At 67.8% G+C, this 22,854-nt stretch carries 25 protein-coding genes and 1 other RNA gene; 9 read left to right on the top strand and 17 right to left on the bottom strand.

The annotated features are described in order from the left end of the window. Nucleotides 1-178: 178 nt before the first annotated feature. Nucleotides 179-2,176, bottom strand: a complete 1,998-nt coding sequence (locus ACVOME_RS07585; RefSeq protein ID WP_065181701.1) for a bifunctional DedA family/phosphatase PAP2 family protein — start codon at nucleotides 2,174-2,176, stop codon at nucleotides 179-181. 85 nt (nucleotides 2,177-2,261) lie between these two features. Here ACVOME_RS07585 and ACVOME_RS07580 point away from each other — a divergent pair, with 85 nt between their 5' ends. Further along, on the top strand, nucleotides 2,262-2,924 hold the full coding sequence (locus tag ACVOME_RS07580) for a serine/threonine-protein kinase (RefSeq protein ID WP_111186793.1): 663 nt from the start codon (nucleotides 2,262-2,264) through the stop codon (nucleotides 2,922-2,924). Nucleotides 2,925-2,938: 14 nt separating this feature from the next. Next, nucleotides 2,939-3,427 carry a DUF2867 domain-containing protein gene (locus tag ACVOME_RS07575; RefSeq protein WP_414487636.1) on the top strand — a complete coding sequence of 163 codons (489 nt, stop codon included), beginning with the start codon at nucleotides 2,939-2,941 and terminating at the stop codon, nucleotides 3,425-3,427. A gap of 34 nt (nucleotides 3,428-3,461) precedes the next feature. On the opposite strand, the gene ACVOME_RS07570 is transcribed toward ACVOME_RS07575, so the two are convergent. After that, entirely contained in the window at nucleotides 3,462-4,145 is a 684-nt protein-coding gene (locus ACVOME_RS07570; protein WP_481504912.1) for a hypothetical protein, read from the bottom strand. Nucleotides 4,146-4,253: 108 nt separating this feature from the next. Here ACVOME_RS07570 and ACVOME_RS07565 point away from each other — a divergent pair, with 108 nt between their 5' ends. Together ACVOME_RS07565 and ACVOME_RS07560 are read left to right on the top strand one after the other, a co-directional pair. Then, nucleotides 4,254-5,072 (top strand): SDR family oxidoreductase, encoded by an 819-nt coding sequence (locus ACVOME_RS07565; protein WP_053519841.1) that lies wholly within the window; start codon nucleotides 4,254-4,256, stop codon nucleotides 5,070-5,072. A gap of 76 nt (nucleotides 5,073-5,148) precedes the next feature. Next, nucleotides 5,149-6,129: a YiiG family protein gene (locus ACVOME_RS07560; protein ID WP_481504911.1), complete on the top strand. Its 981-nt coding sequence runs from the start codon at nucleotides 5,149-5,151 to the stop codon at nucleotides 6,127-6,129. A gap of 105 nt (nucleotides 6,130-6,234) precedes the next feature. Here the strand turns inward: ACVOME_RS07560 and ACVOME_RS07555 are convergent, their stop codons facing one another. Then, complete coding sequence (locus ACVOME_RS07555) at nucleotides 6,235-7,107, bottom strand: ion transporter (RefSeq protein WP_053519846.1); 873 nt, start codon at nucleotides 7,105-7,107, stop codon at nucleotides 6,235-6,237. Between the two features lie 63 nt (nucleotides 7,108-7,170). Between ACVOME_RS07555 and ACVOME_RS07550 the strand changes: the two genes are divergently transcribed. Continuing rightward, nucleotides 7,171-8,397, top strand: a complete 1,227-nt coding sequence (locus tag ACVOME_RS07550) for an acetylornithine transaminase (RefSeq protein WP_262219095.1) — start codon at nucleotides 7,171-7,173, stop codon at nucleotides 8,395-8,397. A 110-nt stretch (nucleotides 8,398-8,507) separates the two neighbouring features. Here ACVOME_RS07550 and ACVOME_RS07545 read toward each other — a convergent pair whose 3' ends face one another. Beyond that, complete coding sequence (locus ACVOME_RS07545; RefSeq protein WP_065181694.1) at nucleotides 8,508-9,110, bottom strand: HAD-IA family hydrolase; 603 nt, start codon at nucleotides 9,108-9,110, stop codon at nucleotides 8,508-8,510. Between the two features lie 123 nt (nucleotides 9,111-9,233). On the opposite strand from ACVOME_RS07545, the gene azu reads away from it, so the two are divergent. Continuing rightward, on the top strand, nucleotides 9,234-9,683 hold the full coding sequence (gene azu, locus ACVOME_RS07540; RefSeq protein ID WP_050509801.1) for an azurin: 450 nt from the start codon (nucleotides 9,234-9,236) through the stop codon (nucleotides 9,681-9,683). A 159-nt stretch (nucleotides 9,684-9,842) separates the two neighbouring features. Here azu and hemL read toward each other — a convergent pair whose 3' ends face one another. Beyond that, the gene (gene hemL / locus ACVOME_RS07535) at nucleotides 9,843-11,132 is read right to left on the bottom strand and encodes a glutamate-1-semialdehyde 2,1-aminomutase (RefSeq protein WP_065175080.1); all 1,290 of its coding nucleotides are present in this window, start codon (nucleotides 11,130-11,132) and stop codon (nucleotides 9,843-9,845) included. Between the two features lie 15 nt (nucleotides 11,133-11,147). After that, nucleotides 11,148-11,774: a thiamine phosphate synthase gene (thiE, locus tag ACVOME_RS07530; protein ID WP_111186788.1), complete on the bottom strand. Its 627-nt coding sequence runs from the start codon at nucleotides 11,772-11,774 to the stop codon at nucleotides 11,148-11,150. A 34-nt stretch (nucleotides 11,775-11,808) separates the two neighbouring features. Between thiE and ACVOME_RS07525 the strand changes: the two genes are divergently transcribed. After that, nucleotides 11,809-12,033 (top strand): rubredoxin, encoded by a 225-nt coding sequence (locus tag ACVOME_RS07525; RefSeq protein WP_053519835.1) that lies wholly within the window; start codon nucleotides 11,809-11,811, stop codon nucleotides 12,031-12,033. 39 nt (nucleotides 12,034-12,072) lie between these two features. Here ACVOME_RS07525 and ACVOME_RS07520 read toward each other — a convergent pair whose 3' ends face one another. The 8 genes from ACVOME_RS07520 to ACVOME_RS07485 form a co-directional block, all read right to left on the bottom strand. After that, nucleotides 12,073-12,918 (bottom strand): SirB1 family protein, encoded by an 846-nt coding sequence (locus tag ACVOME_RS07520; RefSeq protein ID WP_053519834.1) that lies wholly within the window; start codon nucleotides 12,916-12,918, stop codon nucleotides 12,073-12,075. A 133-nt stretch (nucleotides 12,919-13,051) separates the two neighbouring features. Continuing rightward, nucleotides 13,052-13,498 carry a DUF192 domain-containing protein gene (locus ACVOME_RS07515; RefSeq protein WP_164150879.1) on the bottom strand — a complete coding sequence of 149 codons (447 nt, stop codon included), beginning with the start codon at nucleotides 13,496-13,498 and terminating at the stop codon, nucleotides 13,052-13,054. A gap of 23 nt (nucleotides 13,499-13,521) precedes the next feature. Next, nucleotides 13,522-14,169 (bottom strand): ribose-5-phosphate isomerase RpiA, encoded by a 648-nt coding sequence (rpiA, locus tag ACVOME_RS07510; RefSeq protein WP_065175077.1) that lies wholly within the window; start codon nucleotides 14,167-14,169, stop codon nucleotides 13,522-13,524. A gap of 22 nt (nucleotides 14,170-14,191) precedes the next feature. Continuing rightward, nucleotides 14,192-14,671: an EVE domain-containing protein gene (locus tag ACVOME_RS07505; protein ID WP_283219376.1), complete on the bottom strand. Its 480-nt coding sequence runs from the start codon at nucleotides 14,669-14,671 to the stop codon at nucleotides 14,192-14,194. Next, a complete protein-coding gene (locus ACVOME_RS07500) occupies nucleotides 14,668-15,261 on the bottom strand; it encodes a 5-formyltetrahydrofolate cyclo-ligase (RefSeq protein WP_053519830.1) in 594 nt (197 codons plus the stop codon). Before ACVOME_RS07500 ends, ACVOME_RS07505 begins: the two co-directional genes overlap by 4 nt. A gap of 83 nt (nucleotides 15,262-15,344) precedes the next feature. Beyond that, nucleotides 15,345-15,530: non-coding RNA, 6S RNA (ssrS, locus tag ACVOME_RS07495), on the bottom strand. 98 nt (nucleotides 15,531-15,628) lie between these two features. Continuing rightward, entirely contained in the window at nucleotides 15,629-15,925 is a 297-nt protein-coding gene (locus ACVOME_RS07490) for a cell division protein ZapA (protein ID WP_053519829.1), read from the bottom strand. After that, entirely contained in the window at nucleotides 15,922-16,143 is a 222-nt protein-coding gene (locus ACVOME_RS07485) for a TIGR02449 family protein (RefSeq protein WP_005410898.1), read from the bottom strand. The genes ACVOME_RS07490 and ACVOME_RS07485 overlap by 4 nt, the downstream gene beginning before the upstream one ends. 153 nt (nucleotides 16,144-16,296) lie before the next feature. Between ACVOME_RS07485 and ACVOME_RS07480 the strand changes: the two genes are divergently transcribed. Both ACVOME_RS07480 and ACVOME_RS07475 read left to right on the top strand, forming a co-directional pair. Next, nucleotides 16,297-16,845, top strand: coding sequence for a UPF0149 family protein (locus tag ACVOME_RS07480; RefSeq protein WP_053519828.1), 549 nt, complete (start codon nucleotides 16,297-16,299; stop codon nucleotides 16,843-16,845). A gap of 5 nt (nucleotides 16,846-16,850) precedes the next feature. Continuing rightward, nucleotides 16,851-18,173, top strand: coding sequence for an aminopeptidase P N-terminal domain-containing protein (locus ACVOME_RS07475; protein ID WP_111186809.1), 1,323 nt, complete (start codon nucleotides 16,851-16,853; stop codon nucleotides 18,171-18,173). A 538-nt stretch (nucleotides 18,174-18,711) separates the two neighbouring features. On the opposite strand, the gene pepQ is transcribed toward ACVOME_RS07475, so the two are convergent. From pepQ to ACVOME_RS07460, 3 genes are all read right to left on the bottom strand, one after another. Then, nucleotides 18,712-20,043, bottom strand: coding sequence for a Xaa-Pro dipeptidase (gene pepQ, locus ACVOME_RS07470; RefSeq protein WP_065181689.1), 1,332 nt, complete (start codon nucleotides 20,041-20,043; stop codon nucleotides 18,712-18,714). Between the two features lie 74 nt (nucleotides 20,044-20,117). Next, nucleotides 20,118-20,492, bottom strand: coding sequence for a PilZ domain-containing protein (locus tag ACVOME_RS07465; RefSeq protein WP_065175725.1), 375 nt, complete (start codon nucleotides 20,490-20,492; stop codon nucleotides 20,118-20,120). After that, nucleotides 20,489-22,759, bottom strand: coding sequence for a DUF1631 family protein (locus tag ACVOME_RS07460; protein WP_065181688.1), 2,271 nt, complete (start codon nucleotides 22,757-22,759; stop codon nucleotides 20,489-20,491). Before ACVOME_RS07460 ends, ACVOME_RS07465 begins: the two co-directional genes overlap by 4 nt. Between the last annotated feature and the right edge of the window lie 95 nt (nucleotides 22,760-22,854).

The following is a 22,854-nucleotide window of genomic DNA, read 5'->3' as shown; positions in this document are numbered from 1 at the left end:
GGGTAAAGCGGCATGGTCGAGCGCTGGAGGGCGAGGGGGGGGGGGGGGGAGGGTAACCCCCGCCCCGGCGCGGGGCCGGGCCCCGCCCGCGGAGATGGCCGCCCCCCCCCCCCCCCCCCCCGCGGGGGGGGCCCCCCCCCCCCGCCGGGGCCCCCCCCCCCCCCCCCCCGGCGGCTCCTCACGGTGCGACGGTCTTCAACCGCAGTACCGGCAACCCGGTTTCGCCGTGCACATCCTCGCGTTGCGGCAGGTCCTGCACGGCGTCCTTCACCGCGTTCAAGGCTGGATCCACGCCGCGCAGCGGATGCCACATGCCGATCCACTGGAAGTGGCGCTCGTAGCGCAGGGTCTGTGCGCTGCCCAGCCACAGTGGCGTGTCGCCCGGCTGCAGCTGCACGGCGGCCGGCCACAGGCGCAGCACGTAGCGCTCGTCCGGACGCGCCCCCTGGCGCACCATCAGCAATGCTTCCACGCGCGTGTCCAGCGTTGCCGGCAAGACCGGCAGCTGCTCCGCACCGGTGTCCTTGTCCAGCATCAGCAATGCTTCCTGCCAACCGGCCTGCTCCTGCAGCGTCCAGCCACGTGCCTCCAGCTGTGCCTGCAACGGGGCCAGGGGACCGGCGACCTGCACATCGAGCGGCCAGCGCTGGTCATCGTCGAACTCGTTGCGGCGCGCCGGCAGCGCGGACCAGTCGTGCTGCCACCACGCCTGCATATCCATCGCCTGCGCGGCGGGCAGGGACGGCTCGAAACGTTCCAGCTTCACCGCGATGTTGCGCGGCGCATACCACATCGCGGCAACGGCGAAGACGCCGTAGAAAAGCCAGGCGACCGGTTTGACCCAGAACGACCGGTTGAACCGGCGGCGGTAAGCAATGCCCAGCACCAGCAGCCAGAACGTGCCGAACAGCATGCCGCCGATCACATCGCTCAGCCAGTGTGCGCCCAGATACAGGCGCGAGAAGCCGATCAGGCTGACCACGATGCCCGATACGAGGTACGGCCAGACGCGGGTGCGGCCGGGCATCTCGCGCGCGATCAGGACCGCGAAGAAGCCGAAGGTGATGGTGGCCATGGTCACCGATACCGACGGGAAGCCGAAGCCGCTGCTGGCGTCGACCGGGCGGACCACATCCACGGTCGCGCCGAGCAGCAGCGTCAGGGCCAGGCCGAAGGCGAGCGCGGCCAGCCAGTGCGCCGCAGCCATCCAGCGCCGGCGCCAGATCAGGTAGCCCATCGCCGCGGCGGTGGCCGGCAGCAGTACCGGCCATGCGCCGAGCGAGGCCAGCGCCGCCATCGGGTAGTCGGCCAGCGGGTTGCGCAGCGCCAGCATGGCCTGGTGCACCAGCAGATCGACCGCAAGCGGTTCACCGTGCGCGACCACCAGGGTGAGCAGTGCGAACCAGCCCCAGCCGAGCAGCAGCAGCATCAGTGCCAGCATCGCCAACGGCACCGACTCGCGCCGCTTCGGGTCGAGCACGCCGACCGTGTAACGGCCCAGAGTCGGATGGCGGTTGGACCAGTCGAGCAGGCGCGACAGCCAATGATCCATGCGCGCGGCGGACCAGCGGTAGCCGTACAGCACGATCGCCCAGACCAGGCTGAGGATCACCGCGAGCAGGCCGACCACCACCACCAGGCGACCTGCCACGGCCGCGACCGCGTCATAGGCTTCGCCCAGGATCCAGCCTGGCGCCAGGAACAGCACGGCCCAGGAAATGCTGGCGATGCCGCTGGCCTGCATGTAGCGGCTGGCGGGCATGTTCATCATGCCGGCGATGGCGGGGACGAACGGCCGGATCGCGCCGACGTAGCGGGCCACAAGAATGCTCTTGAAGGCATTGCGGCGGAACAGGTTCTCGCCACGGTCCAGCAGTTGCGGGTAGCGGCTGAACGGCCACACGCCGCGCAGGCGATCGCCCCAGCGGCGGCCGATCCAGTAGCTGATGCCGTCGCCCGCGAATGCACCCAGCGCTGCCGCAGCGACCGCGTACGGCCCGGAGATCTGGCCAAGGCCGATGAACACGCCCACGGCGAACAGCAGGGGCAGTGCGGGCACGATGGCGCCGAGAATGATGACCGCATCGCAGAACGCGATCAGAAAAATGACCGCGCCCGCCAGCACGGGATGAGCGGCAATCCACGCGAGGGTGGCGTCGATCCATGAAGAGTCCATTGCCCGATTATAAGGGCGTGAAGGTGACTGGTTCCCAGCCGCTTGCCGACCGTTTGCCACCGTCGGCATCGCCTAGAATGGCGCCATGCCGCATTCGCCAGACGTCCCACCACATGCATTGAAGGCCGACAGCTTCGGCCGCATCCTTCGTATGGAGGGCCCCGACGGGCCGTTCGTGCGCCGCGATCTGGGGGCGACGCCGCTGTGGCTGCGCCTGCCGGCGTGGTGGCTGGCGCGGCGCGAAGCACGCGCGCTGCGCCATATCCACGGCATGGCCGATGTCCCGCAGCTGATCGATTGGGATGGCCGCCACCTGGATCGCAGTTTCATGGCCGGCGATGCCATGTACCAGCGCCCGCCGCGCGGCGACCTCGCCTGGTTCCGCGCCGCGCGGCGCCTGCTGCAGCAGTTGCATCGGCGCGGCGTCGCCCACAACGACCTGGCCAAGGAGGCCAACTGGTTGGTCACCGACGATGGTCGTCCGGCGCTGATCGACTTCCAGCTGGCGGTGATCGGCAATCCGCGCTCGCGCTGGATGCGCCTGCTGGCCCGCGAGGATCTGCGCCATCTGCTCAAGCACAAACGCATGTACTGCCGCGAGTCATTGACGCCGGTGGAGAAGCGCGTGCTCAAGCGCACGTCGTGGGTACGCGAACTGTGGTTCGCCACCGGCAAGCCGGTCTACCGCTTCGTCACACGGCGCATCCTGCACTGGGAAGACAACGAAGGGCAGGGGCCGAAGCCGTGAGACGGTGGAACGTAGTGACCACGCTGCCGAGCGCGGCCAGCGTCCTGCATCCGCAGCTGGCGGGTGCGGGTTTCGTGCATGCCTGCCGCGTCGCCACCCATCGACAGGGGCGCAGTGCACTGCAGGCCTATCGCGACATGGCAGCGACGGTCCCCGCGTGGTTTGACGGGCTGATGGCGCTGCGCAACCAGGGCATGCGCCTGCTCGGGATGAAGGATCTGGGTTCGCTGCGTGCGGTGCAGGCTGCGCAGCATCCGAGTCCCGGGCAGCGGCTCGGCATTTTCACCCTGCAGTCGCTGCACGATGATGCCATCGTGCTGGAGGATGACGACCGGCACCTGCACGTGCAGCTGGCGCTGCAGTGGCAGGGTGACACGCTGGAAGTGGCGACGGTGGTGCATACGCACAACGCGTTCGGGCGCCTGTACATGCTGCCGGTGGACCCGATGCACCGGCTGATCGTGCCGCATCTGCTGCGCAGGCAGGTACGCGCGTACGGGTAGGCCGGGCCCGGCGGCACCCGGCGCCACCGGAGCGCTAGGGCGTTGCCGGCACCAGCTGCTGGCCAATGAAGTTCCGCTTGGCATCGAAGTCATAGCCGATCTGCAGCTGCCCCACATCCGGGCAGGCATGGCAGTCGCGCAGCGGCGTGCGGTACAGCAGGCGGATGCCGCCGCCTTCCAGTGGTGCGGTGCCTGCGGCCTGCGCCGGTGCGAACGGCGTCGCCTGCGGGTTGGCCTTCAGCAATGCCTGCACAGTCGGGTCGGCGCGCAGCGCATCGTCCAGCTGCACCGCATCGACATCGATGCGCTTGCCGCCTGCATCCACCAGGCGCGTGCCTTGGTTGGTGTTGGCGCGGAAGGGATATTCAACCGTGGCCACGCCCAGTCCGTCATGCTCATGCCACGCGCTGACATAGGCCAGTTCGCCGCCGGTGGAAAGCTGCTCGGCGGCCGTGATTGCATCCGAGCTGGCGCCGCCGCTTCGCATCGCATCGCGCAGGCAGTCGCGCGTCGCCGCATCGCCTCCCTGACGGCAGGCGTTGAGGTCGCCGTCCCACACCACCGCCTCGCTCCAGCGCATCCGGCCATCGGTCGCTGCCTTCTCCGCGCTGGGGGTGTCCGTGGCGACGGGTTCCTTGCCGGGCTCGGGCGAGCTGCCCTGGCAGGCGGTCATCAGGGCGAGTGCGAGGGCAGGCAGCAGCAGACGGGAACGGCGCATGGCGTGGACCTCGTGCGTTGACTGGAGGCCCGAGTATCGTCAAGACGGGGTGAACTCCGCGTCGCCGCGGCATACTAGCCGCTCATTGCATACGCTGGAGTCTGGAACGTGGGCAGTCTGCAGGGCAAGACCCTTTTCATCACCGGTGCCTCGCGTGGCATCGGCCTGGCGATCGCGCTGCGTGCCGCGCGCGATGGTGCCAACGTGGCCATCGCGGCCAAGTCGTCGGTGCCTAACCCGAAGTTGCCGGGCACCATCCACAGCGCTGCCGATGCGGTGAATGCGGCCGGCGGCCAGGGCCTGGCGTTGAAATGCGACATCCGCGAGGAAGAGCAGGTGCAGGCGGCCGTCGCCGCTACGGTCGATACCTTCGGTGGCATCGACATCCTGGTCAACAATGCCAGCGCGATCTGGCTGCGCGGCACGCTGGAGACACCGATGAAGCGCTTCGACCTGATGCAGCAGGTCAATGCGCGTGGCAGTTTCCTGTGCGCACAGGCCTGCCTGCCGTACCTGCGGCAGGCCCCGAATCCACACATCCTCACCCTGGCGCCGCCGCCGAGCCTGGAACCGAAGTGGTGGGGCGCGCATACCGGCTACACGCTGGCGAAGATGGGCATGAGCTTCGTCACCCTCGGTCTTGCCGCCGAGTTCGGGCCGCAGGGCGTGGCGGTCAATGCGCTGTGGCCGCGCACGGTGATCGCCACCGACGCCATCAACATGATCCCCGGCGTTGACGCGGCGGGATGCCGCACGCCGCAGATCATGGCCGATGCCGCGCATGCAGTGCTGGTACGCGAAGCCGCGGGTTTCCACGGCCAGTTCCTGATCGATGACGAGGTGCTGGCACAGGCCGGCATCACCGACCTGTCCGGCTACGCGGTCGATCCGTCGCGGCCGCTGCTGCCGGATCTGTTCCTCGACTGATCCGATGCGAGTGTCATGATCGGCCAACTGCGATAGAATTCGCGGCTGTAATCGTTTTCAACAAGGATGTGCGTAGATGCTCCGTCGTACCACTGCAGCGCTGCTCGCTGCGTTGTTGTCGCTTGCCCTGGTCGCCTGTGGTGGCAAGCCGCCCGCCTCGTCCGGCACGTCCGACAAGGCCGATGCCGCGCCTACGCAGGATGCCCAGCAGCAGCTGACCGCCAAGCTCAACGCCTATATCGGCTGCTTCAACGCGGTCGATTCCGAGGTGCATGGCAGCGCCCGCGCCTACACGGGCTGGATCAAGGATCTGGAGGCCGGTCCGAGCGGACGCGAGACCCGTGTGTACGGACCAAGCGAGATCGACGACTACGACATGAAGCAGTGCGACGCACCGATCACCGAGGCGATCGCGGCCCAGCCCGCGCTGCCGGAACTCGATGCGGCGGCTGGCCGCTACCTGCAGGCGCTGAAGGCATTGGTGCCGGTCAGCCATGAGGCACACGACTACTACGAGCGCCAGGATTACGAGGACGACCAGTTCGCCAAGGGCAAGCAGCTGCACGCGCCGCTGATGGCGGCGTTCAAGGCCTTCGCCGGCGCCAGCGAAACGTTCAACGTTGAACTGGAACGCCAGAACGATGCTGCCCAGCGCGAGCACCTCAAGGCGCTGGAACAGGCCGAGGGCCGCACCCGCGAGTACTACCGGCTGGCGATGATGCTGGAAGCGAAAGCGATCATGGACCTGATGGGTGACGACGATTTCGATCCGGCGCAGGCCGATGAACGGCTGCAGGCCTTCAATCGCATTTCCGACGAAGCACATGCCAAGGTGGCCGATCAGGAGCCGGGCAAGCTGGACTGGAACAGCTTCGAGCGCGAAGCCGAAAACTTCCGTCGCGAGGGCAAGGAGCGCCTGCAGCGGGTCAGCAGCAAGACCCCGTACAACGACTTCGAGCGGCGCATGCTGGATTCGCCGTCGATGGCCCCGCGGGGTTCGGCCGGGCGACTGCTGCATGTCTACAACGCGCTGGTGTTCCAGAGCAACCGGCAGTAGATCCGGGTGACAGTCCAGTGTGCCGACGCACTGGTCAGTGCCAGCAATCAGATGCGCTGAGGCGGGAGCGGCGGCAGGCTGCTCACCGCCCCGCGCAGGTACGGGTCAGCGGTTGAAGGCTTCCGGCAGCGCGTTGCCGCAGGCCCGGCAGTGGCGTGCATCCGGTTCGTGGCCTTCCAGCCCGCAGTGCGGGCAACCCCGGGCATCGCGGCGTGCCGCCAGCTCGGCCTCGCGCATGGTGCTGGCCAGTTCAGCGGTGTAGATGCCGGTGGGCACGGCAATGATGCTGTAGCCGATCAGGATCAGCACGGACGTGACGAAGCGGCCGAGCACGGTCTGCGGCACGATGTCGCCGAAGCCGACCGTGGCCATGGTCACCACCGCCCAGTACATGCTGGCAGGAATGTTGCTGAAGCCATTCTCCGGTCCTTCGATCACGTACATCAGCGCGCCGGCGATGATGGTGATGGTGATCACCGTGAACAGGAACACCAGGATCTTCCGCCGGCTGCGCCACAGCGACTGCATCAGCACGCCGCTTTCCTCGATGTAGCGGGTCAGCTTGAGGATGCGGAACACGCGCAGGATGCGCAGTGCGCGCACCACCAGCAGGCTCTGCGCGCCGGGGATGAACATCGACAGGTACGCGGGCAGGATCGAGAGCAGGTCGATGATGCCCCACACGCTCACGGCATAGCGCAGCGGGCGCTTGACCACCGCCAGCCGCAGCAGGTACTCGGCGGTGAAGATAAGGGTGAAGCCCCACTCGAGCACGTACAGGCTGGTGGACCACTCGGCGTGCAGGTGCTGCACGCTGTCGATCATCACCACCAGGATGCTGGCGATGATGGTCACCACCAGCAGCAGGTCGAAATTGCGCGAGGGCCGGGTATCGTGCCGGTAGATGATGTCGAACCACTGGCGGCGCCAGCCGGTTTCGGTGGCGGGGTTCAGCTGGGGGGCGGAGAACGGTCGCATGGGCGCATTGTGCCGCAGGGGTTCCGGCGCGAGAATGGGCATTCCTGAATCCTGCCGACTGCCATGACCGCCGCGACCGACCCGCTGATCTCCCTTTCGCACTACTACCTGCCGGTCTACAAGCCTCGCCAGGTGGTGCTGGAGCGTGGCCAGGGCGCCCGCGTGTGGGACAGTCAGGGCCGTGAGTTCATCGATCTGGCGGCCGGTATCGCCGTGTGCGGCCTGGGCCACAACGACCCGGATCTGGTGGCGGCACTGGTCGAGCAGGCCAGCAAGCTCTGGCACACCAGCAATGTGTTCTACAGCGCACCGCCGCTGCACCTGGCGGAAGAGCTGGTGAAGGCCAGCCGCTTCGCCGAGCGCGTGTTCCTGTGCAATTCCGGCGCCGAAGCCAATGAAGTGGCGATCAAGATGGTGCGCAAGTGGGCCTCCAGCCAGGGGCGGCCGGCTGACAAGCGGGTGATCATCACGTTCCGCGGCAGCTTCCACGGCCGCACCCTGGGCGCGGTGACCGCCACCGCCCAGCCGAAGTACCAGGAAGGCTATGAGCCGCTGCCCGGTGGCTTCCGCTACATCGACTTCAACGACGAAGTGCAGCTGGAAACGGCGATGGCCGCGGGCGACGTGGCGGCGGTGATGCTGGAGCCGGTGCAGGGCGAGGGTGGCGTGATGCCGGCCAAGTCCGGTTTCCTCAAGCGCGTGCGCGAGCTGTGCGACCAGCACGGCGCGCTGCTGGTGCTGGATGAGATCCAGGCGGGCATGGGCCGTACCGGCACGCTGTTCGCGCACTGGCAGGATGACGTGGTGCCGGATATGGTCACCCTGGCCAAGGCGCTGGGAGGCGGCTTCCCGATCGGCGCGATGCTGGCCGGCCCGAAGGTCGCCGAGACCATGCAGTTCGGTGCGCACGGCACCACCTTCGGTGGCAATCCGCTGGCTGCTGCCGTCGCCCGCGTAGCGCTGCGCAAACTGTCCTCGCCTGAGATCGCCGCCAATGTCAGCCGCCAGTCGAAGGCGCTGCGCGATGGTTTCGCCCGCATCAGCGAGGAATTCGGCGTGTTCAGTGGCGTACGCGGTCGCGGCCTGATGCTGGGCGCGGTCCTGGCCAAGGACTTCGCCGGGCAGGCCGGTGCCATCCTCGATCACGCGGCCGAACACGGCCTGCTGACCCTGCAGGCCGGTCCGGACGTGCTGCGCTTCGTGCCGTCGTTGAACATCACCGACGAAGAAGTGGCCGAAGGCCTGAAGCGCCTGCGTGCCGCTGTTGCAGCGTTCATCGCCGCACGCTGAAGCCTTGGCGCTGACCCCGTTGCCGCGGAATCGCTGTAGAGCCGAGCCCATGCTCGGCTCATCTCCACGTCAGGCAACAGCAGCCGAGCATGGGCTCGGCTCTACAGCGGTCACGTGATCCGGTAGCGTTTCAACACCTTGCCCAGCCCACGGCCATCGTGCACCGTTTCCGCGTGCAGCCCAGCGGCGCGTGCGCCGCGCACGTTGGCGAACAGGTCATCGACGAACAGCGTGTGCGCAGGCGCTGCATCAAGCATCTCCAGCGTGCGCAGGAACACCTCCGGCGCCGGTTTGCGCAGGCCGAAATCGGCGCTGCAGAACACGCGACCCAGCAGGGCAGGGAACAGCTCCGGCAGCAGGGAAGGCAACGCCTGCTTCATCAGCGCGCCATTGTTGGTCAGCACCGCCATCGGCAGCTGCAGGGCCCGCAGCCGTTGCAGGACTGCGCGCTGCGGATGGCTCGCGGCTTGCCGCGCTGCCGTCCAGGTGTCCACGTCGATGGTCCTGTGCAGAAGCTCTCCCAATCGCGCCAGATAGGCAGGGCCGCCCAGCAAGCCATTGTCATGCGCGGCTTCCAGCCCGCTGTCGTACAACGCGGCCTGCACGGCCTGCGTCGGAACCCCCAGCGCCTTCGCCAGATGCAGCACGCGTTGCGCGCGCTGGTAATGCACCAGCACGCCGTCTACATCCAGCAGCAACAGGTCGATCCGCATCGGCCGAGCATGCCATTGCGGCAAGTGTGCGGGAAACCCTGGAGTGGGCATGCGACAGACGGTCGCAGACGCGGCCACAGGGGGCTGCCTAGAATGGCGCTTGAATCCGCAGGAGAGGCAACGATGAAGGCTTGGATGGTGGCAGTGGGACTGGGCGCGCTGATGCTGGCGCCGTCGGCGATGGCGCGGGTGTGTGCGGTAAGCATCGACAGCACCGACCAGATGAGCTTCAGCAGCCGCGAGATCAAGGTCGCCGCCGACTGCACCGCCGTGGATCTGACGCTGCGCCACACCGGTAAGTTGGCCGCCACTGCCATGGGCCACAACTGGGTGCTGACCCGCAGTGCCGATTACCAGCCGGTGGCGATGGCGGGCATGCGCATGACCCTGGCCGACAGCTACCTGCCGAAGGCCGACAAGCGCGTGTTGGCGCACACCAAGGTGATCGGCGGCGGCGAGACCACGCGCGTGCGCTTCTCTACCCAGGGCCTGCAGAAGGGCGGTGACTACACCTTCTTCTGCTCGTTCCCCGGCCACTTCGCGATGATGAAGGGCACGTTCGTCTTTGGTTGATGCCGTTTGCAGCGTCGCACCATGCTCGACTGCTCTTTTCCGCGCTGCGTACGATGAGCCGGGCATGGCTCGGCTCTACACGTTGCAGTAGATCCACGCCAGGCGTGGATACGGTGCAAGGCAGTGCCAACCAAGGTTGGCGCCCGCCATGGGCAGGGCTCAGCCCTTGGCGGCCTTGAACGCCACGCGTGCAGCGGCCAGCGTCGCTTCGATCACCGCATCGTCGTGCGCACTGGACAGGAAGCCGGCCTCATACGCCGACGGCGCCAGGAACACGCCCTGGTCCAGCATGGCGTGGAAGAAGCGGTTGAACGCCGGAATGTCACAGGCGGTGGCCTGCGCATAGGTCTCCACCTTCTCGCTGGTGAAGAACAGCCCGAACATCGCCCCGACCCGGGTCGTGGTCACGGCCACTCCGGCGTCTGCGGCCGCAGCTTCCAGGCCCTCGCACAGGCGTGCGGTGCGCTCGGCCAGGTCGGCGTGGAAGCCGGGCTGCTGGACCAGTTCCAGCATTGCCAGGCCGGCCGCCATCGCCACTGGATTGCCGCTGAGCGTGCCGGCCTGGTAGATCGGGCCGGCGGGGGCGATCTGCTGCATCAGGTCGCGGCGACCGCCATAGGCGCCCACCGGCATGCCGCCGCCGATGATCTTGCCGAAGGTGGTCAGGTCCGGCGTGATCCCGTAATGCGCCTGCGCGCCGCCGAGCGCCACGCGGAAGCCGGTCATCACTTCATCGAAGATCAGCAGTGCGCCGTGTTGCGTGCACAGCTCGCGCAGGTGCTGCAGGTAGCCGTCGCGTGGCGGGATGCAGTTGGCGTTGCCCACCACCGGTTCGATGATCAGGCCGGCGATCTCGCTGCCCTGTGCCTCGAACAGTGCGGTGGCGGCCTCGAAGTCGTTGTAGGGCAGGGTTAGGGTGAGTTCGCTCAGGCCTGCCGGAACGCCCGGTGAGGTGGGCACACCGAGGGTCAGCATGCCGCTGCCGGCCTTCACCAGGAACGAGTCGCCATGGCCGTGGTAACACCCTTCGAACTTGACGATGCGGTTGCGACCGGTGGCACCGCGCGCCAGGCGGATCGCCGACAGGGTCGCTTCGGTGCCGGAGTTGACCATCCGCACCATCTCGCAGGACGGCACCAGGCGGGTGATGGTCTCGGCCATGGTCACTTCGGCGGCGCACGGCGCACCGAACGAGAGGCCCTGTTCGACGGCCTTCTTCACCGCCTGGCGTACGGCCGGATGATTGTGGCCGACGATCATCGGACCCCAGGAACCGACATAGTCGATGTAGCGGTTGCCGTCCACGTCGTACAGGTAGGCGCCATCGGCGCGCTCGACGAAGAAGGGCTCGCCGCCGACCGACTTGAACGCGCGGACCGGCGAATTGACGCCGCCCGGCAGCAAGTGCTGGGCACGGGAGAACAGGGCGTGGGACTGGTCGTGGTTCATCGGGTTTCCTAGGTGTTACCGGAACTGGGCGAGGTAGGCGCGCTGGGTGGCGACCGGGTCCGCTGCGGCGTAGATGCCGCTGACCACGGCCACCAGGTCGGCGCCGGCCTCGATGAGGGGACCGACATTGTCCGGCGTCAGGCCGCCGATCGCCACCCGCGGTACGCCCAGTGCGGCGCTCTGCCGCAGCAGATCGATGTGGGCACGGCTGGTGGTGATCTTGGTGGTGGTCGGAAAGAAGGCGCCGAAGGCCACATAGCTGGCGCCAGCGGCTGCGGCGGCCTCGGCGTTGGCCAGCTGGTCGTAGCAGGAGGCGCCGATGATGGCGTCGGCACCGAGCAGGGCGCGCGCGCTGGCGATGTCGCCGTCGGTACCGCCCAGATGCACGCCGGCTGCGCCCACGGCCCGGGCCAGTACCGGGTCATCATTGACGATCAGCGGCACGCCGTGCTCTGCGCACAGCGCCTGCAGTGCGGTGGCCTGTTCCAGCCGCAGCGCGTCGCTGGCGGTCTTGTTGCGGTATTGCAGCCAGGTGGCGCCGGCGGCCAGCAAGGGCGCGGTGCGGGCCAGCAGGCGTGCGGTGTCGGGCTCATCCGGGGTGATGAGGTAGACGCCACGGGGCGCCGGGGAAGCAGAGGTCATCGATGGCTACCGGTGAGTGGACCGCGATGGGACAATGGCGGCCCGTGAATTCAACCCCGATTATCCGATGAGCGACGCCACCCCCACCACCCTGCGTACCTGGATGTGCGTGGTCTGCGGCTTCCTTTACCACGAGGCCGACGGCCTGCCGGAAGAGGGCATTGCGCCGGGCACGCGCTGGGAAGACATTCCGGACACCTGGACCTGCCCGGACTGCGGCGTTACCAAGGCCGATTTCGAGATGGTCGAGGTCGATTGACGGACGTGGGGCGGGCCGCAGGTCCGCGCACCGGCCGCCTCAATGCAGCCGTGGCATCGGCCCGCCCAGATCGATCAGCTTCTCGCGCAGCCACTGCGCGTCGCTGGCCTCGGGATTGCGCTTGAGGTACTGCCCCAGATCGTGCCGGGCTCCCGTCAGGTACTCCAGCTGCAGGTAGGCCAGGCCCCGGTCGCGCAGGGCGTCGTCCTGCTCCGGCGCCAGCTTCAGCAGGCGGTCGGCACTGCGCGCGGCACGGTCCCATTCACCGGCCTCGGCATACACGCCGTGCAGGTTGCGCAGCATCCGCATCAGGATCGCGCGGGACGGTGCCGGATCGAGAATCTGCGCCAGCACTTGGTCGTCGGGCATCTGCCCGCCCAGATGTGACTTTGCGCGCTCCCGCAGTTCGTCCACATCCAGCGGCCGACCGCCGTTGAACGGGTCCATCACCAGGACACCGTCATCCACCGGCAGGCGCACCAGGAAGTGGCCGGGGAAGGACACGCCGTCCAGCGGAATGCCCAGCCGCCGCGCGACCTCCATCTGTACCAGCGCCAGCGAGATCGGATTGCCGAGCCTGCGCTCGAATACCTGGTTGAGATAACTGTTGCGCGGATCGTAATACTCGTCGTGGTCGCCGCTGTAGCCCAGTTCGTCGAACAGGTGGCGATTGATCGCGGCCATTTTCAGCGGACTGCGCTCGATGCTGTCCACTTCGGCGCGAAGGTGGTCGACATGGCTCTGGATCAGCGCGTCGTAGGTGGACGGCTGCAGATCCGGATATTCATCGCGCGCGATCAGCAGCGCGGTCGGCAACAACGGCAGCGCCTCGTCTTCGAGGTCGGCCAGTGCATCCCAGTCGGGGAGTGTGATCCGGTCCGGCATGGTCACAGACTGGCGGCAATCGCAGACGGATTCAAGCGGTGTGGCGTGAAAAATCCAAGGGTCAGATCCCGTCCGCGTGCGAAAGGGATCCGACCCCGACCGGGGTGCCGGCCGGCCGCCGGGCCGCGTGGGCCTACTTCTCGATGCCCGGGCCGAAGGTCAGTTCGGTACCGTCTTTCAGCTTGAGCTTCTCGGCCTGGCCGGCGTTGAGTTCCAGCACGTACCGGGCCGGGCCGCCGCTGGGATAGGGCGGGCACATGTCGCCGGCCGAGCAGGGCGGCACGTCGCGCTGCTGGCTCACCAGCCGGCGCTGGCTGTCGAAGTACAGGATGTCCAGCGCGATCTTGGTGTTCTTCATCCAGTACGCCTGCATTTCCTCGCGGTCATGGATGAACAGCATGCCGTGGTCAACGGGCATCTGGTCGCGGAACATCAGCCCGCGTGCGCGGGCCTCATCATTGGTTGCCAGCTCCACGTGGTAGCGGGCGCCGTCCAGTTCGACCCAGTGACGGGCCGCATCGGTGGCACAGCCGGCCAGGGCCAGCAAGGGAAGCATCAGCAGCGAACGCAGCAGCGACATCGTCAGGATCCTTCGCGTGAGGGTCAGAGCACGACCGGCGGTTCGCCGCCGATGATCACCACGTCGGCACGGCGACGGGCAAACAGGCCGACGCAGACCACGCCCGGCAGCTGGTTGAGTTCGCGCTCGAGCTTTTCCGGATCGGTGATCTGCAGGTTGTGGATGTCCAGGATCTGGTTGCCGTTGTCGGTGACCACGCCCTCGCGCCAGGTCGGCTGGCCCCCGGTCATGTCGCGGATCTGCCGGGCCACCAGGCTGCGTGCCATCGGAATCACTTCCACCGGCAGCGGGAACCTGCCCAGCACCGGGACCTGCTTGCTCGGGTCGACGATGCAGACGAAGCGCTCGCTGGCCTCGGCAATGATCTTCTCGCGGGTCAGTGCAGCGCCACCGCCCTTGATCAGGCACTTGCCGGGATCGCACTCGTCGGCGCCGTCGACGTACAGCGACAGGTTGCCGGTGTGGTTCAGCTCGATCACCTCGATCCCGTGCTGCTTCAGGCGCGCGGTGCTCTGTTCCGAGCTGGACACCGCACCCTTGATGCGATGCTGGATGCGCGCCAGCGCATCGATGAAATAGGCGACGGTGGAACCGGTGCCGACACCGACGATCATGCCGTCTTCGACGTACTCGATGGCTTTCTCGGCGGCCAGGCGCTTGGCTTCGGACATGGGAGGAACTCTCAGCAGGGAATCAGGATTTCTTTTCCAGCGACAGCAGCAGCTTCCACTGCGCGGCGGTCACCGGGAACACCGACAGCCGGTTGCCCTTGGCAACCAGCGGGAAGCCCTCGCCGAGCGCTTCGGCGTGCAGCTTGATCTCGTCCAGCGCGATCACCTGGCTGAGCTTGCGGTCGAAGGCCACGTCCACCAGCATCCAGCGCGGGTTCTCGCGCGTGCTTTTCGGGTCGTGGTAGTCGGATTTCGGGTCGAACTGGGTATCGTCCGGGTAGGCCGGGCTGGCGACCGTGGCCAGGCCGACGATGCCGGGGACCTTGGTATTGGAGTGGTAGAACAGGATGCCGTCGCCGACCTGCATGCCATCGCGCATGAAGTTGCGCGCCTGGTAGTTGCGCACCCCGTTCCAGGGCTCGACCTTGACCTTGGCCAGGTCATCGATGGAGAAGGCGTCCGGCTCGGACTTCATCAGCCAATAGCGCTTGCGGGCGGTCATGCGTTCACGGGGGCAGCGGAGGGGAACAGGGTGCCGGCTTCGGTGCAGATCGCATCCACCGGCACGTCCCACGACGCCACCGGCAAGGACTCGACCTGCTGCACCGCGAAGGCAGCACCGACCAGCCAGGGCGGCGCCGGCCGGTCGTGGCGGAAGGCGAAGCTGCGATCATACCAGCCGCCCCCCATGCCCAGCCGCCGGCACTGTGTGTCGAAACCCACCAGCGGGGTCACTACCAGCGCCATCTGCGCCGGTTCCAGCGTGTCTTCCACGGCCACGTCCGGTTCCGGAATGCCGTAGCGATTGCCGGTCAGGGGCTGACCGGGCCGCCAGGGCGCGAAGCGCAGCGTGTCGCCGGCCAGCACCGGCAGGCAGTAGGTGAGTCCATCGGGCAGCTGCAGCTGCCAGCGATGCAGCGCGATCTCACCGTCCAGCGCCCAATAGCCGGCAACGTGGCCGTGAAGCGGCGCAAACGGCAACGCCAGCAGCCCATCGGCAAGGGCATCGGCGGCGGCGATGCGCTCGCTGGCGGAAAGGTCACGGCGGCGTTGCCGCAGGTCGTGGCGCAGGGCCTGGCGCGGGTCGGTCATGGCAGAGTGCGGCAAGGAACAGCCGTCATTGTGCCGGAAAGAACAAGGGCGACGCCCGAAGACGCCGCCCTTGCTGGAATATTGCATTCTCCGCAATGTCGATGCATGCGAAACGACCTTGAACCCGGGGGCTCAAGTGGGAACGCTGGAGAACCATCGGGCTTCCCGCTACAAGGCGGACCTGCACTCCCGGCGCTGTCGCGCTCCCGGTGTCGTTCTTAAGGGACAAGGCGAATGTTTGCACATGCCGTCGAGTACCGCAGAGAACGCAGGGCCATTATAGCGGCCGGTCCTGATCTGGATAGGCCGTTCGTCGGCAACAGTCCGTGCCAATTCAGAAATGAGAAGACGCGTGTCGCGCGATCTGTCAGGGATTGCCGTCGATGGCGCGGTCCAGCCGCCGGTTCAGGTCGGCCAGCGTCTGCTGCAGGGCCACGGCCTGGCGGGCGTTCTCGTCACGCAACAGCTGCAGTTCATGGGCCAGATTCAGTGCCGCCAGGACCGCGATGCGGTCGACCGCCGCCATGCGGTTGCTGCCACGGATCTCGCGCATCCGTGCGTCGAGCAGGCGCGCGGCCGCCATCAGGCTGTCGCGTTCATCGGCACCCACGCCGACGGTGTACTCGCGGTCGAGGATGCGGACGCTGACCGGTTCGGCGCTCATGTGTGCTGCTCCAGGGATTTGAGCCGGCTGATCATCGCTTCCACCCGCGAGCGCGCCTGTTCGTTCTTGGCCAGCAGCGTCGAGCGCTCGGCCACCAGCTGTTCCTGCTGGTGGCGCAGGCTGCGGTTCTCTTCGGCCAGGCGCTGGTTGCGTTCAAGCAACGCTTCCACGCGGGCGGCGAAGTCCTGCAGCTGGGCAAGGGGATCGGCGGGTTCCATGCAGGCACGATAGGCAAGCCGGGTCTGGGCGGTCAAGCGCTGTCGCAGCAGGCCCCGATGGCCACGGGGAGGTCGCTATCGGGTTGCTACACTACAGGGCTCACGGGCGCGCGCGTGCGCGCTCGGGGTTTCCTTCTCCGAACGAGCCGCACGATGACCGAACTTCCCTCCGTCGACGACGTTTCCCGCGCCAGCCAGGACCTGGGCCTGGGCGCCACCGCTGCCGAGCTGCATGGCGGCCTGTGCGGCTGGCTGGCCGCCGGTGGAGCTCCCGGCAACGACTGGCCGGCGCGTGTGCTGGCCGACGACAGCCTGCCGCCGGTGGCGGCCGACAGCGCCCTCGGGCAGTTGTTGCAGGCCACCATCAAGCAGCTGGAGGACCGCGATTTCGCGTTCGAGCTGCTGCTGAGCGACAGCGAGGACGTGGCTGCGCAGGCCGACGCGATGTTCAGCTGGACCCGCGCCTTCCTTGGTGGATTCGGACTGGGCAGTGGCGGCCGTCGTCCGGCCCTGTCCGAAGAGGGCGAAGAGGCGCTGACCGACATGGCCAGCCTGGCGCGTGCTTCCAGCGAGGATTTCGAGGCGGGTGGCGAGGACGACGATGAGGCGCTGTCGGAGATCGAGGAATTCATCCGCGTGGCGGTGCTGCTGCTGCACGGCGATGTGGTGCTGGCCGCGCGCCACCGGCAGCGCCTGAACTGATGGACATCAAGCAGCGCACCGGCATCGCGGCCGGCGAGTACAAGCGTCGTCGCCGGCAGCTGATGGACATGGCCGGCGAAGACGCCATCCTGGTGCTGCCCGCCGCGTCCGAGAAGGTGCGCAGCCTGGATACCCATTACCCGTACCGGCAGGATTCGGACTTCCAGTACCTGAGCGGCTTCCCGGAGCCGGAAGCCGTGCTGGTGCTGATTCCCGGGCGTCGTCACGGCGAGGCGATCCTGTTCTGCCGCGAACGCGATGCCGAGCGCGAGGCCTGGGACGGCAGCCGCGCCGGCCAGGAAGGCGCCGTGGCGCAGTTCGGCATGGACGATGCCTATCCGATCGACGATCTGGACGACATCCTTCCGGGCCTGCTGGAGGGACGCTCGCGCGTCTACTACCACTTCGGCCGTGACGCGGACTTCGACCTGAAGCTGATCGGCTGGGTCAACCGTGTCCGCTCCCAGGTGCGCCACGGTGCGCAGCCGCCGCACGAGTTCCTGGAGCTGGGCCACCTGCTGCATGAGCAGCGCCTGTTCAAGTCCGGCGCGGAGGTGGCGCTGATGCAGCACGCCGCCCAGATCAGCGTGCGTGCGCACCTGGCAGCGATGAAGGCGGCGAAGGCGGGCATCCATGAGTACGAGCTGCAGGCCGAACTGGAGCGGGTGTTCCGCGCCAGCGATGCGGTGCCGGCGTACTGCAGCATCGTCGGCGCCGGCCGCAACGGGTGCATCCTGCACTATCGCGACAACAACGGGCGTGCGCGCGACGGCGAGCTGGTGCTGATCGATGCGGGTGCTGAGTACCGTGGCTACGCCAGCGACATCACCCGTACCTTCCCGGTGAACGGGCGCTTCAGCGCCGAGCAGCGCGCGCTGCATGATCTGGTCGGCCAGGCCCAGGCGGCGGCGCTGGCCCAGGCCCGGCCCGGCGTACCCTACGAAGCCGGCCACCTGGCGGCGGTGCAGACGCTGACCGAAGGCCTGCTGCGGCTCGGCCTGCTGAAGGGCACGCTGGAGAAGAATCTTTCCGAAGGCCTGTACCAGCGCTTCTACCGGCACAAGACCGGCCACTGGATCGGGCTGGATGTGCACGACGTGGGCGACTACCGCCTGGCCGGGGACTCGCGGCTGCTGGAGCCGGGCATGGCGTTCACCATCGAGCCGGGCCTGTACATCGGCGTGGACGATACGACGGTGGAGCCGCGCTGGCGTGGCATCGGCATCCGCACCGAGGACGATGTGCTGATCACCGACGATGGCCATCGCGTGCTGACCGAAGGGCTGGCGCGGAGTGCGGACGAGATCGAAGCGGTGATGGCGGGTTGAGGGTTGCCGGCAGGGCTTGCAGCCCTGCACCCGCAGACGCAACAGCTGGAGCAACAGCAACAGCGGGCTATCCGTGGGATGGCGGGGCACTGTGGGTTTGCGGGGACGCCGTGAATCCATCCCTGGAGGCTTGGTCGCTGCATCCATGCGGCTCACACCCCGCAAACCCACAGTGCCCCGCCTTCGACAGGTTCACGCGGCTGTTGGTGGGGGCCGACCGTTGGTCGGCACATCTGTCAGATATCGAATGAATCATCCACGCATGGCGTGGATCTACCGGTAATTGCGGCTGCTGGTAGGTGTCGACCTTGGTCGACACGGAGCGAGCGCAGCGAGCGACCCGCTTCTGCTTTTATTTTTTCTTTTCCGTGGTTGGACGCGGCAGGAAACTGTCAAAGGTGGGGTGGGTAGGCCATGCAGGGGCGTTGGCGCCATGGATGGCGCCACCGAGCTTACAGGGACGTACTTGCAGCGTCCCCTGCATGGCCCACCCGCCCCGCCAAGCGCTGCTTTGATTCAGCATCCAACCACGAGGGGCTCAGCCGTTGGCTGCCGCAAACTCCGGTCGCGTCAGGTTGTCCGCTTCGCCATCGGTGCACAGCACTTCGTCCTCGATGCGGATGCCGCCATACGGACGGAAGAAGTCCACGCGCTCCCAGTTGATCGCATCGCCATGGCCGGCGTCCTTGACCTCGTTCAACAGCATGTCGATGAAGTACAGGCCCGGCTCGATGGTCACCACCATCCCCGGTTCCAGCACGCGGGTCAGACGCAGGTAGGGATGACCCGCCGGACGTTCGATCCGGCCGCCTTCGTCGCTGGCGGCGAATCCGGCCACGTCGTGCACCTGCAGGCCGATCAGATGGCCGATGCCGTGCGGGAAGAATGCGGCGCTGACGCCGGTTTCCAGCGCGGTCTGCGGCGATACCCTGATGACGCCGAAGTCCTTCAGAACGCCCATCAGCGACAGATGCGCGTCCACGTGCAGCGTCCTGTAATCAACGCCCGGGCGCACCGCCGCGCACATCTGCTGCTGGGCGGCATCGACGGCAGCGATCATCGCAGCGAATTCGTCGTGGCCGTGCGCCGCGTAGGTACGGGTGATGTCGCTGGCGTAGCCGTGCGCGCTGGCGCCGGCATCGATGAGGAAGCTGCGCAGCGGCTGCGGTGCCTTGCGGCCCAGTTCGGTGTAGTGCAGAACGGCGGCGTGCTCGTTCAACGCCACGATGTTGCCGTAGGGCAGTTCATTGGCGTCCTGGCCCACCGCCTGGCAGTACGCCATGTGGATGCTGAACTCGTCGGCACCGTTGCGGAACGCGGCTTCGGCGGCGCGATGGCCGCGCACGCCCAGCACCTGTGCCTGGCGCATCAGGGCGATCTCGTAGGGCGTCTTGCTGCCACGGTGCCATTCCAGGTAATTCACCACCGCCGGAGGATTGTTCGGCACGTGGCTGCCCAGTGCGCTCTGCGGCTCACCCAGGATCGCGCAGCGCGACGGATCGGCCGGCAGCAACGCCAGCGCTTCATCCGGCGTGCGGATGATGTGGATGTCGAAGTGCTCCACCCACCAGCCGCTCGGCGCGTCCGGCACTACGTGCCAGTAATCGAACGGCTGATGGAAGATCACCACCGGCCGCTTGCCGGGCGTAAACACGATCCAGCTGTTGGGCACGCGCGTCAGCGGCAACCATGCCTTGAACTGCGGATTCACCGCATAGGGATAGTCGCGATCATCAAACACCTGGTAGTGCAGGGTGCCGCTGGGCACCACGAGGTGATCAAAGCCGCCGCGCGCCAGCGCCTGCTCGGCGCGTCGGCACAGCACGGCCAGGTGATCGGGATACAGGGCGCCGGGGTCTTGCTGGATCATTGCGGTGGCTCGACACGGAAACGGCCCTAGATTCTGCCGCATACCGGCAGAAACCGCTGTGCCGGAACCGGCAGTCAGTCCGTCGAAAGCGGTCCTTCGTCGCTGTCTTCGCCTACCCACTGCCGCAGCAGCTGGCGGTGTTCGCGTGACAGGGTGAGGAACCGGAAGCCCACCCAGCTCTGTCCCGGGGCGTGCGCCGGCTCGCTCCACAACAGGTGCACGCCCACGTCGATGGCTGCCTGCTGGCCATCGCCCAGCGGCAGCGGGAAGCGGAACTGATACAGCGCGTCGTCGCGCAGCGCAGTGCTGGCCAGCATCAGCATGCCGGTTTCGGACACATTGCCAAGGCGACCGACCACGCAGTCGCGCATCTGGTCGGTCACCGGCACCAGGTCCGACACCTGGCGTCGGGGGGCGCGGCGGGTGTCCTGCGGCGGCGTCATGCTCATGCGGGGGTGTCCTGCGGGTTGCGGCCGGCAAGCGCACGCAGGGCGCCCAGGCTGGCCTTCCAGGCGCGGTCGACCAGCCGGCCCTTGTCTTCGGTGACCAGATGCGCACGCCCAGCGCTGATCTGCCGCGCCAGGCTGTCGAGGTCGGTTTCGGCAATCTTCTGCCCGCGCGGATTGACGAACAGCACATGGCCGGTCAGCAGGCTGTACCAGGACAGGCGCTGGCGGCGAAGCGTGCCGTCGCCGTTGTCGATGTCGAACCAGCTGCCGAAGGGCAGGGAGCACAGCTGCTCGTAGGCGGCCTCCTCCGCACTGCTGCGTGGCGCGGCAGGGGCGGACGCACTGCGGCTGTCGGTGTGCTCGCCCAGCCGGGCGCGGGCCTTCAGCCGCGCGCTGAGTTCGGTACGCGACGTGCTGTCGTCCTCGCCCCCGGGCGTGGCCAGGCGACGGGCCACCGCTGAGGCTTCCTCGGCGTGATAGCCCACCTGCAGCAGCGCGGCCTCCACATCGGCGGCCAAGGCGCCATCGGTGCCATCGACGCCGTTGGCGGCGGTTGCAGTAACGGCCGCGATGCGCTCGGTCTGCTGCAGCCGCTCCTGCCACTGGGGCGAGTCCTCGCCATGGCGAAGCCGGGTCAGGGTCAGCGCGTCGGACCAGGCCTGGCGCAGCAGGGTCTGGACGAAGCGCGGCGGCTGCTGCGTGCTGCAGCACTGCTCGATCTGGGCGCTGGCCTGGCGCCGCGCGAGTTCCAGGCGCTCCCTGCCGCGCGCGGCTTCGACGTGGCGGCGTTCGGCCAGTTCGGCGCGATGGGCGGCCGCGCGCTGGTGCTGCTGCACCTCTTCGTTGGCAGCAGCGAAGGCTTCCGGCGTGCGTGCATCCTCGCCGAGCAGGCTCTGCACGCTCTGTGCCATGCGCTGCAGAAACTGCGGATCGACGTCGTCGTCCCCCAGCCAGCGGGCACCGGCTTCGGCGATATGGTTGAGCAGCTCGCGCGCAGGATGCTCGTCGCGTACGAAGAAGCCCGGATCGGCCATCGCTGCACGTGCCAACGGTACCTGCAGGCGCGCCAGCAGGGCGGCGGGCACCGGGTCCGGGCGCTGCTGCTGCTGGATCTGCTGCATCAACAGGCGCAGCAGGTCCAGGTTGTCGCGATCATGGCTGCCGATCTGCGCATGCGGGCCATGCTCGCTGCGCAGCTGCGCGACCACGGCGGCCTGCAGGTCGACCACACCGGTAGCGGCGCTGGCCTGGTTTTGCAGCCTTGCCAATACCGCATCGACGGCAGCAGTCGGTACCGCAGGCGCGTCTGCCGCCGGCGTGGTACGCGCGCGCTGCAGCAGGTCGTGCAGCAGGGTGCCGGTGGCGGTGGTCAGCCCGGGGGTCGCTGCAGCGGATGCGGAACCGGACTGGAAGGCATCCTGCATCAGGGTCGACCAGGAGCCGGCAGGCAGGTTCTCGCCCCAGCCGGTCATGGGGGCCGCCGCGCGCCTGGCTGGCTGCGTGGCACGGCCGCCAGCGACGGACTGGGTGATGATCCGTCGCGTACTCGACGAGCGGGCCAGATACGGGGTGTAGACCAGGCCCGGCAGCACGCCCTGCTGGGCGAGCAGGGCATTGGCCCGATCAAGCAGGTCGCCCAGGCGTTCCAGCACCTGCCGCTCGAAACTGCGATACAGCGCCAGCTGCACCTCTGCCCCGAGGCCATCCTGTTCGGCGACCCTGCGCACCATCGCGCACAGCGCCTGCGGTGCCAGCGGAAGGGTATCGGCTTCGAACGCAGGCGCCGCAGCCAGCACGCCCAGGCGCTGGCCGAGCAGGTTCAGGGCGTTGGCCGAGCGCTGCGTCTCGCGCCGGACCATTTCGGTGAGCAGCAGGTCGCGGTCGACCTCGTGCTCGTCGACCAGCGACAGGCCGATCGTGCCCGGCAGTGCGGGCGGTGGTGCTGCTGCCGTGAAGGCGGTCGGTTCGCGCAGCCGCGCCAGTGCCTCGGCCACCGCATCGAGCATGCGCTCGCTGAAGTGGCCGGCGAAGGCATGCAGTTGGCTACGCTGCGCCATCAGTTCAGCCTGCTGCTGCGGACTGCGCGCGCGGTCGGCATCGTGCAACAGGAGTTGTTCCAGCGCTTCGACGGTCAGGATCAGCGGCGCGGTCAGTGCCTGCCGGCACAGGCCGGTCAACGCCCCCAGCAGTTCACGTACCCGCGGTGGCAGGTCGGTGCTGGCCAGGCGGGCAGCGTCGGTGGCGGAGAGGGAGAAGACAGCTGACATCGGCGTGCGGTACCCGGATTCCCGCGGAGCGATCCTGTGAATCTACCGTGTCGGCCGAGGCCGGCGCTACTTTAGGGTGAATGCACACGCTGCAC

The organism is Stenotrophomonas sp. STEN008, assembly GCF_056760435.1.
The sequence above is the reverse complement of the archived record's forward strand: the minus strand, read 5'-3'. Positions and strand labels throughout refer to the sequence as shown.